Below are 12,411 nucleotides of genomic sequence, written 5' to 3'. Positions count from 1 at the left end.
CCCCCCCCCCCCCCCCCCCCCCCCCCCCCCCACCCCCGCGCTCAGCCGGCCCGGCTCACCCGTCGAGCGCCGTCACCGTGCCCGCGCCGACGGTGCGGCCGCCCTCGCGGATCGCGAAGCCGAGCCCCGGCTCCAGCGGCACCGGCCGGCCCAGCTCGACCGTCATGTCGACGGTCGCCCCCGGCAGGGCCGCCCCCCGCCTCGCCCAGGTCCACGTCGCCGACGACGTCGGCGGTGCGGATGTAGAACTGCGGCCGGTAGCCACTGACGATCCCGGTACGCCGCCCGCCCTCGGCGGCCGGCAGCAGGTACACCCGCGCCCGGAACCGGCGGCTGGGCGTCACGCTGTCCGGCGCGGCCACCACGTGGCCCCGGCGGACGACGTCCCGGGCCACACCGCGCAGCAGCAGTGCCACGTTGTCGCCGGCCTGGGCCTCCTCCATCGGCTTGCCGAAGGTCTCCAGACCGGTCACCACGCTCGCCGTGTCCGCGCCGAGCACCTCCACGCGGTCGCCGACCCGGACCGTGCCCCGCTCGACCGCGCCGGTGACGGCCGTGCCGCGCCCGGTGATGGTCAGCACGTTCTCCACCGGCAGCAGGAAGGGGGCGTGGGTGTAGCGGTGCGGCATCGGCACGTAGGTGTCGACCGCGTCGAGCAACGCGCCGATCGCCGCCGTCCACCGCGGGTAGCCCTCCAGCGCCCGCAGGCCCGACACCCGTACGACAGGCAGCGTGTCGCCCGGGTAGCCCTGGGCGGACAGCAGCTCGCGGACCTCCAGCTCGACCAGGTCGGTGAGCTCGGGGTCGCCCGCGTCGGCCTTGTTGAGCGCCACGACGATGTGCTCGACGCCGACCTGGCGGGCGAGCAGCACGTGCTCGGCGGTCTGCGGCATGACGCCGTCGAGGGCCGAGACGACCAGGATCGCGCCGTCGAGCTGGGCCGCGCCCGTGGTACACGCGCCGGTGCTCGCCGCACGCGCCGGCGTGGACGTCGGCCGGCCGGCCCCGGCGCCGAACGGCGCGCTCAGGGACGGACCCTGGCCGGCGACGCGCTCAAGGACGTCCCGCCGCGGGTGAGGGCACGCGAACCGGCCCGCTTCATGCCCCGCTGACGCGGGCCAGGACATAGGCGCGCCAGGTTTCCGCCTCCTGCGGGTACGCGGCCCGCTCCAGCCTGGCCTCCACCTCGAACCCGGCCTCGGCCAGCGCCCGCGCGACCGTGCCGGCGTCGTGGAAGTGGAAGTCGACGTCGACCTCGTGCCCCCACCACTGGGTCACCCGCCTGGTCTGCGCCCCGGTGTGGAAGGCCACGAGCGCCCGGCCGGACGGACGCAGCACGCGCCGCATCTCCGCGAACGCCGCCCCCAGTTCACCCGGCGTCAGGTGGATCACCGAGTACAGGGCGACCACCGCCCCGAACTCGCGGTCCGCCGCCGGGAGACGCAGCAGGTCGCCCTCGCGGAAGTCCGCCCCGGGGTGCTCGCGGCGGGCGAGCGCGACCATCCCCGGCGACAGGTCGATCCCCACGGCCCGCACCCCGCGTGCCGCGAGCCACGCCGTGACGTGGCCGGGGCCGCAGCCCAGGTCCGCCACGGGCGCGCCGTCCGCGGTCTGCTCGGCGAGGGCGGCCAGCAGGGCCCGGTCCAGCGGCTTGTACGCCAGCTCGTCGCCGATGCGTTCCCGGTACTCCTGCGCCACGGTGTCGTAGCTGCGGCGCACGCGGCCGCGCTCCTCGTCCCCGCTCACAAGTGCTTGCCCGCCTCTCGTACCGACAGCGGCGACAGCCGCTCCCCCGCCTGCGCGAGGAACGCCCGCACGGCGCCGGGATCGGTGCGGGCGTACTCCCGCAGCGCCCATCCGATCGCCTTGCGGACGAAGAAGTCCCGGTGGCCCGCCTGCCGCAGGCAGTAGCGGAACAGCCGGCCGGGATCGGTGTCCGCCTTGTACGTCAACTGGTGCAGCAGCGCGGTGCGGGCGAGCCAGAGGTCCTCGCCGTCGATCCACTCGTCCATCACGTCCACCAGGGCGGGGTCGGCGGCCACGAGGCGCCCGACGACGTGCGCGGCGAGCAGGTCGACGGTGTCCCACCACGGGTCCGTCGTGATCAGGTGCCGGGCCGTGCCGAGGAAGGCCGAGGAGCAGCGCCCCACGTGGCGGCGCAGGTAGTCCACGGCGAAGTAGCGGTACTCCCGTTCGGGGAGCGCCCAGCAACGCAGGCCGACGGCCGCGCAGTCGGCCTCGTCCGGGCGCGGCGTCCCCGCGAGCACGGCGCGGGACAGGGCACGCCGGGCGGGCGTGGCGATGCCGAGGAACGGGAACGCGTCGCGCATGTACGCCGCCGCCGAGGCCGCCCGCACCGGGTCGGCGGCGGCGCCGTACGCCGAGGTCAGGCGCGGCAGCACGAGGTCCGCGAGGGCGCTGTCCGGCAGGACCGGAACGGGAGGGGCCATGGCCCCACGGTACGCGGCGGCACCAGAGCGGCATCCTCCTCCGCTAGGCTCGCGGAATGTCCGAGGTCACCGTCCTGTCCCGCCCGCGCTCGCGACCGGCGTCGTGGGCCCGGCTGGCGCTGCTGGTCGTCCTCCTGGCCGGGGCCGCGGCCTCGGTGCTGGTCTGGGAACCCCAGCGGCTGCTCGCGCACGGCTGGCCCGCACAACTCACGGGCGCCGCGGCCGTCGTGCTCTTCGCCGGGGGCTACGGGCTCTGCGCCCTCGCCTTCGTACCGCGCCCCCTGCTCAACGTCGGCGCCGGAGCGCTCTTCGGCGCCCAGGCCGGACTGCCCGCGGCCCTCGCCGGCACGGTGCTCGGCGCCGGCCTCGCCTTCGTCCTCGGCCGCCTCCTCGGGCGGGACGCCTTGCGCCCGCTGCTCCGCGGCCGCGTGCTGCTCGCCGCGGACCGCCAGCTCAGCGAGCACGGCTTCCGCACGATGCTGGCGATGCGGCTCTTCCCCGGCGTGCCCTTCGCGGCGGCCAACTACAGCGCGGCGGTCTCACGGATGCGGCTGACGCCCTTCCTGCTGGCAACCGCGCTGGGCAGTGTGCCCAACACGGGGGCCTACGTCATCGCCGGCAGCCGTGCCACGACGCCGACGTCCCCGGTCTTCCTCGTGGCGATGGGCTTCATCGCGGTCACCGGCCTCGCCGCCCTCGTCGTCGCCGCTCGCACCCGCCGCGGGCGCTGACCCCGGGCTGGGAGGCTCGGCCTCCCAGCAGGGAGGGAGCCGGTCGTGGCACCGGTGCCGGTTCCCGGCCCATGATCGGGGCGCGGACACCGGCGCGCAGCGGTCCGGCACGCCCGGCCCGGCAGGCCCGGCAGGCCGGCCTCGTCTGACGGGCGCTCAGTCCGTCCGGCGCAGGCCGGAGACGAGGAGCCCGGCCAGGCGGCGCGCGTCGTAGCGGGGGTCGCTGTCCGCGCCGACGCACAGGTTCCCTACGCCGCGCATGAGCGCGTACGCCTCCAGGTCGGAGCGGATCTCGCCGGAAGCGGCGGCGGCGTCGAGCAGTTCGGCGCACACGGGCAGCAGGCGGTCGAGGAAGTAGGTGTGCAGGCCCTCGAAGCCGGTGTTGTCGGACTGCAGCACGCCGGCCAGTCCGTGCTTGGTCACCAGGAAGTCGACGAACAGGTCGATCCACCGTGCCAGCGCGGCGTGCGGGGTCGCGCTGCTCGCCAGCAGGGCCGGGCCGGCCTCGGCGCAGGCGTCGACCTGGTGCCGGTAGACGGCGATGATCAGATCCGACCGGGACGGGAAGTGGCGGTAGATCGTGCCCGTCCCGACGCCCGCCCTGGCTGCGATGTCGCGCACCGGCGCCTCCACGCCCGACGCGACGAACGCCGCGGCCGCCGCCTCGAGCAGCGTCTTCTCGTTGCGCCGGGCGTCCGCCCGCTTGGCCCGCTCCACCACCGCGCCATTCCTTCCACGACCGGCCTTGTCAAACGGAACCACGTTCCGTATCGTTAACGGAACAAGGTTCCGCTTGCTCATGATGCCAGGGCGCGCGCCCCGGGACCAAGTCGTGCGCGCTCGCGCCGCACGAAACCACCCCACCCCACCCGCAAGGGAGAACACGGTCATGCAGTACCGCACCCTGGGCCGCACCGGTGTACAGGTCAGTTCCCTCGCGCTCGGCGCGATGAACTTCGGCAGCATCGGACGCACCACCCAGGACGAGGCCACCGCCCTCGTCGACGCCGCCCTCGAGGCCGGGATCAATGTCATCGACACCGCCGACATGTACGGCGCCGGCGAGTCGGAGGAGATGGTCGGCAAGGCCATCGCCGGCCGCCGCGACGACATCGTGCTGGCGACGAAGGCGACCATGCCGATGGGCGACGAGCGCAACCACCGCGGCAGTTCGCGCCGCTGGTTGGTCACGGCCCTGGAGGACAGCCTGCGCCGTCTCGGCGTCGATCACGTCGACCTCTACCAGGTCCACCGATGGGATCCGACGACCAGCGACGAGGAGACCCTGTCGGCCCTGACCGACCTGCAACGCGCGGGCAAGATACGCTACTTCGGCTCCTCGACCTTCCCCGCATACCGCATCGTGCAGGCCCAGTGGGCCGCCCGCGAGCACCACCTGGGCCGGTACGTCACCGAACAGCCCAGCTACTCGATCCTGCAGCGCGGCATCGAGGCCCATGTGCTGCCCGTGACCGAGGAGTACGGCCTCGGCGTGCTGGCGTGGAGCCCGCTCGCCTCGGGCTGGCTGTCCGGGGCGATCCGCGAGGGCCGGGAGATCACCACCAGCCGCTCCGCGCTCCTGCCGGAACGCTTCGACACCTCGATCCCCGCCAACCGGGCCAGGCTCGACGCCGTCGAACGGCTTGCCGCGCTCGCCGCCGAGGCCGACCTGACCATGATCCAGCTCGCCCTGGGCTTCGTGACGGCCCACCCCGCCGTGACCGCCGCGATCGTCGGCCCCCGCACACCCGACCACCTGCGGGCACACCTCGTCGCCGCCGACACGGTGCTCTCCGCCGACGTGCTCGACGCGATCGACACGATCGTCGCCCCGGGCGTCGACCTCGCCCCGCACGAGAAGTTCGACACCCCGCCCGCGCTGCTCGAACCGTCCCTGCGCCGCCGCGACCGCGCCTGACGTCCACGGGCCCGGACCGGTGCACGGTCCGGGCCGCCGTCGTCTAACCCTGGTTGACGCCCGGCCAGTCGGTGTAGCGGATGCGGGAGATCTCCAGGACCTCGCCGATCGTGCCCCATTCGTCCTTGCCGAGGCGGGCCAGCGGACGAAGCCTGCGCACGTCGGGGTGGCCCTCGACCATCGCGGCCTCCGAGACGGCGGCCTGGACGACGCGGCCGAAGACCACGGTCGAGTCGCCGAGGGTGACCGTGCTGTGCAGTTCGCACTCCAGGGCGACGGGCGAGGCGGCGACGCGGGGCGGCTTGACCGCTCGGCTGGGCTCGCGGGCGATACCGACCGCGTCGAACTCGCTGACCCCGGGCGGGAAGTCGGTGCCGGTGGCGTTGATCTGCTCGAAGAGATGCTCGGGCGCGAGGTTGACCACGAACTGCCGGGTCTCCTCGATGTTGCGCAGCGAGTCCTTCCGCCCCACCGAGGTGAACTGCACGACCGGCGGGCTGACGCACGCGACGGTGAAGAAGGAGTGCGGGGCGAGGTTGGCCACAGACCGTTGCGAGATCGTTGACACCCACGCGATGGGTCGCGGCACCACGACCGACGTCAGCAGCTTGTAGAAGGGGGTGCGGCCCATGGCCTCGGGATCGAATTCGACACGCATGGTCGCCAGTATCCCCCTCGGCTGGTGCGGATCAGCACCGACCTCTCCGCCCTGGCCGAACGCGAGGTTCCGACGAAAGTGCACGATGACAGACGCCATCTTCCCGCACGGCCCCGAATTGTGAACGAGTACCGGCGCTGCCCTGCCAGCACATGGTACGTGTGCTGGGCAGCCCCTTCCTGCCTGTGTTTTCGCAGGTCAACGGGCGGTTCGCTGGTTCTGCGCGGCCAAGGGCCGGGCTTGGTAGCGGGGCGACGCCGTAGCAGGTGGCCACCGCCGGTGACCGGGACGGGAGACGTCTGCTGGACACATCGTGCTCCTCGTCGATACGCCGTACGGGACGCCGCCGCTCCGCACCCGCGCGCCGGTGGCTGACCCGGCGGGGCCCCGGGGGTTCGCACGAGCCGCCCCGATAAAATGGACGAGTCGGGACCATCCGCTGCGCAGCAGGACACGGAGCTGTCCACCCCACTCGACGCCGGGGTGGCCGACCGATCCGGAGGGGCACCATCATGGCCGGACAGATCACCTGTCGCAGAGTCTACGAGGAGACCGCGCCGAAAGACGGCAAGCGCGTGCTGGTGGACCGGGTGTGGCCCCGGGGCATGCGCAAGGAGGACGCACATCTGGACGAGTGGCTTCGCGATGTCGCCCCCTCCAGTGAGCTGCGTAAGTGGTACGGCCACGAGCCCAGCCGCTTCAGCGAATTCCGACGCCGCTATCTGGCGGAGTTGCGGGACGCCGGGCACCGCGAGGCGGCCGAGCATCTGCGTGACCTTGCGGCGCACGACAGACTCATGCTGCTGACCGCCACCAAGGACGTGGACCACAGCCAGGCAGCCGTTCTCGCCGAGTGGCTGGCCAAAAGCCGGTAGCCGGTAGCCGGTAGTGAGGCGCCGGCGGGGTGGCGGTCACCGGTCCACGCTCGCGCATCCCAGGCCGTGATCGGGGAGGGGCCGGCCCCCTCCTCCGGCACCGTGCCAGGCATCGTGCGCCGTCCGTAGAGGTGAAGAGGGATGGCCATGCGAACGAACATCGTCCGACACGAGAGCATGATGGTCAGCTACGACGTGGTCAACGGCTGGACCGTTGTCGAGGCCGACGGTGGGATGGACGCACATACCGCGCCCATGGTCCGGGAAGGCGTGATCAAGCTCATCGATGAGGGACACCGCCACTTCGTCCTGGACCTGGGCTTCGTCACCTTCATGGACTCGATGGGGCTGGGTGTGATCGTGGCGATCACCAAACGCATCCGTGAACGCGAAGGCTCGCTGCGCCTCGCATCCGTCTCCGGCCGGATACTGAGGATCCTCGACCTGAGCGGGATGCGCGAGAGCTACGAGATCTACCCCTCGGCAGAGGAAGCGACGGGGTCGGCTCCCTCGCCCGGCAGCCTCGCACACTGGCCTCATCCCTCCGGCTGAGCACCGCTTCGCGGACTTTTCGGCGACTCTCCGTCGGGCAGCGACCTGTCGCCTTCACCGTCACGCGTCCGGCTCCCTCTTCCGGCCGGCTGGATTCAGGGCACCAGGCGCACCGCGGTGACTTTGTACTCCGGGCACGAGCTGACGGTGTCGGCGTGGCCGGAGGTGAGCGCGTTCACGCCGCTGGCGGGAAAGTGGAAGGCGCAGAAGACCTGGCCGGGTGACGTCTGCGCGGTGATGCGGAGGGTGAGGCGGGCCTGGCCGTGTCGGCTTTCCACGGTGACGGGCTGGGCGTCGCGCAGGTGGTGTCGGGCGGCATCGTCGGGGTGGATGTCGAGGTGGTCGACGGGGTCCAGGCGAAGGTTGTCGGTGCGGCGCGTCATGCTGCCGGAGTTGTAGTGCACCAGGCGGCGGCCGGTGACCAGGATCAGCGGGTAGGTGTCGTCGGGCTGTTCGCCGGGCGGCAGGTAGGGGGCGGCGGCCAGGTGGGCGCGGCCGTCACGGGTGGCGAAGCGGTCGGTGTAGAGCTTGGCCTGGCCAGGCCGGTCCGGGTACGGGCAGGGCCAGCACAACGCGCCCTGGTGATCCAGGCGCTGGTGCGAGAGTCCGGCGAAGTGCGGGCTGATGCGGGCGCATTCGTCGAGAGCCGCGGCCGGGGTGGGACAGCCCAGGTCGGCCCCCAGCGCGGCGGCGACGGCGTGGACGATGTCGAAGTCGGACCTGGCCTGACCGGGTGAGTCCACGGCGGGCCGGACCCGCTGGAAGCGGCGGTCGAAGTTGACGAACGTGCCGTCCTTCTCCAGCCACGAAGCGGCGGGCAGGACCACATCCGCGCGGCTCGCGGTGGCCGACAGGAAGAGGTCCTGGCTGACGACGAGCGGGCAGGCGTCCAGAGCCGCAGCCACCTGGCTGGAGTCGGGGTCGGTGGAGCAGACGTCCTCGCCGATCACCCACAGGGCACGCAGCCGTCCCTCGCGGGCGGCGGCGAACATCCGCGGGATGCGCATGCCGGAGCGCTCGGGGACGGGGGCGCCCCACACGCGCTCGGCGCGGGCGCGGGCGGCCGGGTCGGTGACCTTGTGGTAGCCGGGCAGGGTGTCGGGGAGGGCTCCCATGTCGGAGGCGCCCTGGACGTTGTTCTGGCCGCGCAGCGGGTACAGGCCCAGGCCGCGGTCGGTGCCGACGGCGCCGCGCAGGATGGCCAGGTTGGCCAGGGCGCGCACGCCGTCGGTGCCGTGCAGGTGCTCGGTGACGCCGAGCCCGTAGACGATCGCGGGACATCGTGCGCGCCCGTACAGCCGGGCGGCCTGCACGATGCCGGCCGCGGGCACACCGGTGACGGCCGCGGCCGCCTCGGGCGGATACTCCTCGAGCAGGGCGGTCAGTTCGGGCAGTCCTGCGGCTCGCTCGCGGAGGAACTCGTCATCTATCAGGCCCTCGTCGAGCAGGACGTGGGCGATGCCGTGGCACAGGGCGACGTTGGTACCCGGGCGTGGCCGCAGGTGGACGTCCGCGTATCCGGCCAGTCCGACTGCGCGCGGGTCGGCGACGATCAGCGTGGCTCCGCGCAGGGCGCGTTCGAGGAGCCGGGAGCCGACGACCGGGTGGGCCTCGACGGGGTTGGCGCCGACCACGAGGAGGCAGTCGGCCCGGTCGATGTCGTCGAAGGAGTCGGTGCCGCCCGGCAGGCCGAAGGAGGCGGTGAGTCCGGCGGCGGACGGAGCGTGGCACAGCCGTGAGCAGTTGTCGATGTTGTTCGTGCCGATCACCGTGCGCAGGAACTTCTGGACGAGGTAGTTCTCCTCGTTGGTGGCGCGCGCGGAGGAGATGGCCGCGACGGCGTCGGGCCCGCCGGCGGCGACCGCGGCCCGCAGCCCGCGCGCGACACGATCGAGCGCCTCGCCCCAACTGGCGGGTTCCAGGCTTCCGTTGCGGCGCAGCAGGGGCTGGGTGAGGCGCTCGGGCGAGCGTTGGAAGCCGTGGGCGAAGCGGCCCTTGACGCAGGCGTGCCCGCGGTTGACCGGCCCCTCACGGTCCGGCAGTACGGCCGTGACCTGGCCGTCGTCGGTGACCACGTCCAGTGAGCAGCCCACGCCGCAGTAGCCGCAGGTGGTGTGCGTGGTGGTGCTCGTGGCGGGCAGCCGGCGCGAGGCGGCGCTGCCGGGCGGCAGCCCCGGCTGGAAGATCGCGCCGGTGGGGCAGGTGTCCACGCATCCGCCGCAGGCCACGCAGTCGGAGTCCGCCCACGCCCCGCCGGTGCCGGGCGCGACGACCGTGTCAGCGCCCCGGCCGGTCAGGGTGAGTGCGAAGGTGCCCTGCACCTCGGCGCAGATGCGCACGCAGCGTCCGCAGGCGATGCACAGGTCGGGGTCGAGGTGGACGTACGGGTGGGAGTCGTCCGTCCCGCGTCCGCGCGTGCCCTGAGCCGTGGACGCGCCGACGCCCAGCTTCTCGCAGACGGCGGCCAGTTCGCTGTGCGTCGCCTCGACCGCGCCCCGCGGCAGAGCGGAGACCAGCAGTTCCACCGCATCACGCCGCAACGCCTCCAGCTCTTCACCGGCCGTCGTGACGGGTGTGTGTTCGCCGATCGGGGTGACGCAGGCCGCCACGATGTTTCCGCCGACCTGTACCAGGCAGGTCCGGCAGGAGCCGACCGCGGACAACCGGTCGTCATGGCACAGCGTGGGCAACCACACGCCGGCCGCACGGACCGCGTCCAGTACCGAGGCCCCCACACCCGCCTCGACATCGCGCCCGTCGATCGAGACCCGCATCACGCCTCCCAGCTCGCCAGCCGGTCGCCGCAGGCGCGGGCCAGGCTGCGCACCGCAGGGGGGATGCGGCGGCCGAACGCGCACAGGCTCGCTTCTTCCATCACCCGCATCCACCGCCGGTAGCCCGGATCGGGAGGGCCGCCCGTCGCCACCAGCCGCAGGCCGCGCCGCGACCCCACCCGGCACGGCGAGCACGCCCCGCAGCTCTCCGCGTCAGCGAACTCCCAAAGGTGCCGCAACACATCTGCCGGTTCCACGCTGTCGTCGAAGGCGACCAGACCGGCGTGGCCGAGTGCCGCCCCGCGCGTCGTCAGATCGTGCTCGGTCAGGGGCACGTCCAGCCCGTCAGCGGGCAGGAACCCGCCCAGCGGGCCGCCGACCTGCAGCACCGCCAGCCGCGCACGGTCGCGCAGGCCGCCGCCGAGCTCATGGACGATCCATTCCAGGCTGGTGCCGAACTCCACCTCGTAGCAGCCGGGCCGGGCGAACCGCTCCGCCAAACACACCAGTTTCGTTCCCGTCTGCCCCGGCACGCCGCGCCGGGCGTAGGCAGCACCGCCGTGCGTCACGATCCAGGGCAGGGCGGCCAGTGTCTCGACGTTGTTGACCACGGTCGGCGCACCCCACAGCCCCGCTTCGGTCGGATACGGAGGACGCGCCCGGGAGCAGCCCCGCCCACCCTCCAGTCCCGCGATCAGCGCCGTCTCCTCGCCGGCCACATAGGACCCGGCTCCGGCGGCCACCCGTATGTCCAGCGTCACCTCGCTGCCGTGCACCCGCGCCCCCAGATGCCCTTCCGCGTAGGCGCGCTCCACCGCCGCCCGCATCCGCGCAAGCGCCCTGGGGTACTCCGACCGCACCAGCACCACCCCCTCGCGGGCTCCACAGGCGAGACAGGCCAGCGCCAGTCCCTCCAGCACCCGGCCCGGGTCCTGTTCCATCAGCAGCCGGTCGGCGAACGACCCCGGATCTCCCTCGTCCCCGTTGGCGATGACCACCACCCCCGGGCGGCCCCGGGCCGCCGCCCATTTCGCCGCCACCAGGTAGCCCGCCCCGCCACGCCCGCGCAGCCGGGAGGCTTCCACTTCCGCATGGACCTCGTCGGCCGTGCGCGCCGCCACGGTCTGCGGCCACGCCTGCCAGCTGGGCGCACCCGCCAGCACCCCGCCGAGCAGTACCGGCTCCGAGGTGGCATCACCGACCGGGATCCCGGGATCCTGGCGCTCTTGGCGTCCCGCGATCTGGTCGGCGAGCCCGGTACCGGTGCAAGGCCGGTCTCCGTCCAGCGCCGCAGGGCCGGTGTAGCAGTAGCCCAGGCAGCGCACGGCCTGCAACGACACAGCCCCGTCCGCGCTCACGTCGTCGGCGGGGACACCCAGCTCGCCTTCCACCTCGCTCAGGTGCCGCCCGCTACGGGCCGCGAAGCACGCCGTCGCCGTACACACCCGCACGTGACGACGGCCGTGCGGCGCGGCCAGATCGGCGAAGTAGCCGGCGGGCCCCAAGCCGGAGGCGTGGGGCAGGCCAAGACGCTCCGCGACCCCTGGTGCCCACGCCTGCGGCGGCCCCGCGGTGCTCGCGCGTCGCTCGGCCAGCGCGTCCGGCAGCGCCTCCCCAGTCCGGCCGCGCCACCCGGCCAAGGCACGGAAGGCATCGAAGCGGTCAGCCGTGCTCACGGCCCCATCGTCGCCGTCCTCGCCTCGCTCCGCATCCGGGACCGGCCCGCACCAAGCGAGGAACGCCGCGCTCGTTCCCCGGCAGCGCCGGAAGATGGCTTGCTCCCCTCGCGGATCCCCGGCACCGCTGATCACAGAAGCCCGCGGTGGGAGGAGTCCTGGAGCCGGTCGCGGGCTGTCCGCATGCGGGGCGCGGCGACCAGCAGCAGCATGGAAATAACCCGAATGCACCGTTTCGCGGAGGTGAACCGCGATGACTTTGCCCGTACACCACCGGCCCGGCCATCTCGTGGAGCGACCGTTCCCCACCCTCGGCTGGGGCGAGCCGGTCGCCGCCGAGTTCGATGACCTCTTCGAGCGGATGAACCGGTTCTTGGAGCAGGCCGCCGGTGTCACGCCGTCGGCTCGGGCCTGGTCGCCCATGGCCGACCTGCATGAAACGAACGACGCCTATGTGGTCGAGGCGGAACTGCCCGGGATCAAGCGCGAGGACATCGACGTCGAGGCCGGCGGCCGGGAGTTGTGCGTCTCCGGCGAGTACAAGGAGTGCGAGCGTGAAGGCGTTCTGCGCCGGCGTACCCGGCGCACCGGGCGGTTCGAGTACCGGGCACTGCTGCCGGCAGACGTCAAGGCGCAGGAGATCACCGCGACGCTGGCCGACGGAATCCTGACCGTCACCGTCCCCAAGGCCCAGGCGGCGAAGCCGCACCACATCGAGATCACCCAAGCCTGACGCAGTGTGGGGGGGGGGGGGGGGGGGGGGGGGGGGGGGGGGGG

Annotated in this window: 11 protein-coding genes and 1 pseudogene; 5 read left to right on the top strand and 7 right to left on the bottom strand. The window is 73.3% G+C overall.

Annotation, left to right across the window (positions count from 1 at the left end):
- Positions 1-55: 55 nt before the first annotated feature.
- The 3 genes and pseudogenes from AC3EUJ_RS36155 to AC3EUJ_RS36145 form a co-directional block, all read right to left on the bottom strand.
- Positions 56-953 (bottom strand): annotated as a pseudogene (locus AC3EUJ_RS36155) (EF-Tu C-terminal domain-related protein); the annotation flags it as partial.
- Between the two features lie 145 nt (positions 954-1,098).
- Positions 1,099-1,746 (bottom strand): class I SAM-dependent DNA methyltransferase, encoded by a 648-nt coding sequence (locus AC3EUJ_RS36150; RefSeq protein ID WP_431969097.1) that lies wholly within the window; start codon positions 1,744-1,746, stop codon positions 1,099-1,101.
- The gene (locus AC3EUJ_RS36145) at positions 1,743-2,450 is read right to left on the bottom strand and encodes a DNA alkylation repair protein (RefSeq protein ID WP_431969095.1); all 708 of its coding nucleotides are present in this window, start codon (positions 2,448-2,450) and stop codon (positions 1,743-1,745) included. The genes AC3EUJ_RS36150 and AC3EUJ_RS36145 overlap by 4 nt, the downstream gene beginning before the upstream one ends.
- Positions 2,451-2,506: 56 nt before the next feature.
- Here AC3EUJ_RS36145 and AC3EUJ_RS36140 point away from each other — a divergent pair, with 56 nt between their 5' ends.
- On the top strand, positions 2,507-3,181 hold the full coding sequence (locus tag AC3EUJ_RS36140; protein WP_431969094.1) for a TVP38/TMEM64 family protein: 675 nt from the start codon (positions 2,507-2,509) through the stop codon (positions 3,179-3,181).
- A 156-nt stretch (positions 3,182-3,337) separates the two neighbouring features.
- Here AC3EUJ_RS36140 and AC3EUJ_RS36135 read toward each other — a convergent pair whose 3' ends face one another.
- Positions 3,338-3,901, bottom strand: coding sequence for a TetR/AcrR family transcriptional regulator (locus AC3EUJ_RS36135; RefSeq protein ID WP_431969092.1), 564 nt, complete (start codon positions 3,899-3,901; stop codon positions 3,338-3,340).
- A gap of 169 nt (positions 3,902-4,070) precedes the next feature.
- Here AC3EUJ_RS36135 and AC3EUJ_RS36130 point away from each other — a divergent pair, with 169 nt between their 5' ends.
- On the top strand, positions 4,071-5,099 hold the full coding sequence (locus tag AC3EUJ_RS36130) for an aldo/keto reductase (RefSeq protein ID WP_431969090.1): 1,029 nt from the start codon (positions 4,071-4,073) through the stop codon (positions 5,097-5,099).
- Positions 5,100-5,142: 43 nt separating this feature from the next.
- Here the strand turns inward: AC3EUJ_RS36130 and AC3EUJ_RS36125 are convergent, their stop codons facing one another.
- Positions 5,143-5,757: a flavin reductase family protein gene (locus tag AC3EUJ_RS36125; RefSeq protein ID WP_431969088.1), complete on the bottom strand. Its 615-nt coding sequence runs from the start codon at positions 5,755-5,757 to the stop codon at positions 5,143-5,145.
- A 512-nt stretch (positions 5,758-6,269) separates the two neighbouring features.
- On the opposite strand from AC3EUJ_RS36125, the gene AC3EUJ_RS36120 reads away from it, so the two are divergent.
- Positions 6,270-6,632 (top strand): DUF488 domain-containing protein, encoded by a 363-nt coding sequence (locus AC3EUJ_RS36120; protein WP_431969086.1) that lies wholly within the window; start codon positions 6,270-6,272, stop codon positions 6,630-6,632.
- Positions 6,633-6,773: 141 nt separating this feature from the next.
- On the top strand, positions 6,774-7,184 hold the full coding sequence (locus tag AC3EUJ_RS36115) for an STAS domain-containing protein (protein ID WP_431969084.1): 411 nt from the start codon (positions 6,774-6,776) through the stop codon (positions 7,182-7,184).
- A gap of 95 nt (positions 7,185-7,279) precedes the next feature.
- On the opposite strand, the gene fdhF is transcribed toward AC3EUJ_RS36115, so the two are convergent.
- Entirely contained in the window at positions 7,280-9,958 is a 2,679-nt protein-coding gene (fdhF, locus tag AC3EUJ_RS36110; RefSeq protein ID WP_431969082.1) for a formate dehydrogenase subunit alpha, read from the bottom strand.
- Entirely contained in the window at positions 9,958-11,634 is a 1,677-nt protein-coding gene (locus AC3EUJ_RS36105) for an NAD(P)H-dependent oxidoreductase subunit E (RefSeq protein WP_431969080.1), read from the bottom strand. Before AC3EUJ_RS36105 ends, fdhF begins: the two co-directional genes overlap by 1 nt.
- 253 nt (positions 11,635-11,887) lie before the next feature.
- On the opposite strand from AC3EUJ_RS36105, the gene AC3EUJ_RS36100 reads away from it, so the two are divergent.
- Positions 11,888-12,367, top strand: a complete 480-nt coding sequence (locus AC3EUJ_RS36100) for an Hsp20/alpha crystallin family protein (RefSeq protein ID WP_431969078.1) — start codon at positions 11,888-11,890, stop codon at positions 12,365-12,367.
- The last annotated feature ends 44 nt before the right edge of the window (positions 12,368-12,411 follow it).

The sequence above is a fragment of the Actinacidiphila sp. bgisy160 genome, from assembly GCF_057707815.1.
Note: the sequence above shows the minus strand (reverse complement) of the source record. Positions and strands in the feature narration are given on the sequence as shown.

Coding starts and splice junctions, on each gene's coding strand:
- AC3EUJ_RS36140 (WP_431969094.1), top strand. CDS start 2,507: ATGTCCGAGGTCACCGTCCTGTCCCGCCCGCGCTCGCGACCGGCGTCG.
- AC3EUJ_RS36125 (WP_431969088.1), bottom strand. CDS start 5,757: ATGCGTGTCGAATTCGATCCCGAGGCCATGGGCCGCACCCCCTTCTAC.
- AC3EUJ_RS36120 (WP_431969086.1), top strand. CDS start 6,270: ATGGCCGGACAGATCACCTGTCGCAGAGTCTACGAGGAGACCGCGCCG.
- fdhF (WP_431969082.1), bottom strand. CDS start 9,958: ATGCGGGTCTCGATCGACGGGCGCGATGTCGAGGCGGGTGTGGGGGCC.
- AC3EUJ_RS36145 (WP_431969095.1), bottom strand. CDS start 2,450: ATGGCCCCTCCCGTTCCGGTCCTGCCGGACAGCGCCCTCGCGGACCTC.
- AC3EUJ_RS36130 (WP_431969090.1), top strand. CDS start 4,071: ATGCAGTACCGCACCCTGGGCCGCACCGGTGTACAGGTCAGTTCCCTC.
- AC3EUJ_RS36115 (WP_431969084.1), top strand. CDS start 6,774: ATGGCCATGCGAACGAACATCGTCCGACACGAGAGCATGATGGTCAGC.
- AC3EUJ_RS36100 (WP_431969078.1), top strand. CDS start 11,888: ATGACTTTGCCCGTACACCACCGGCCCGGCCATCTCGTGGAGCGACCG.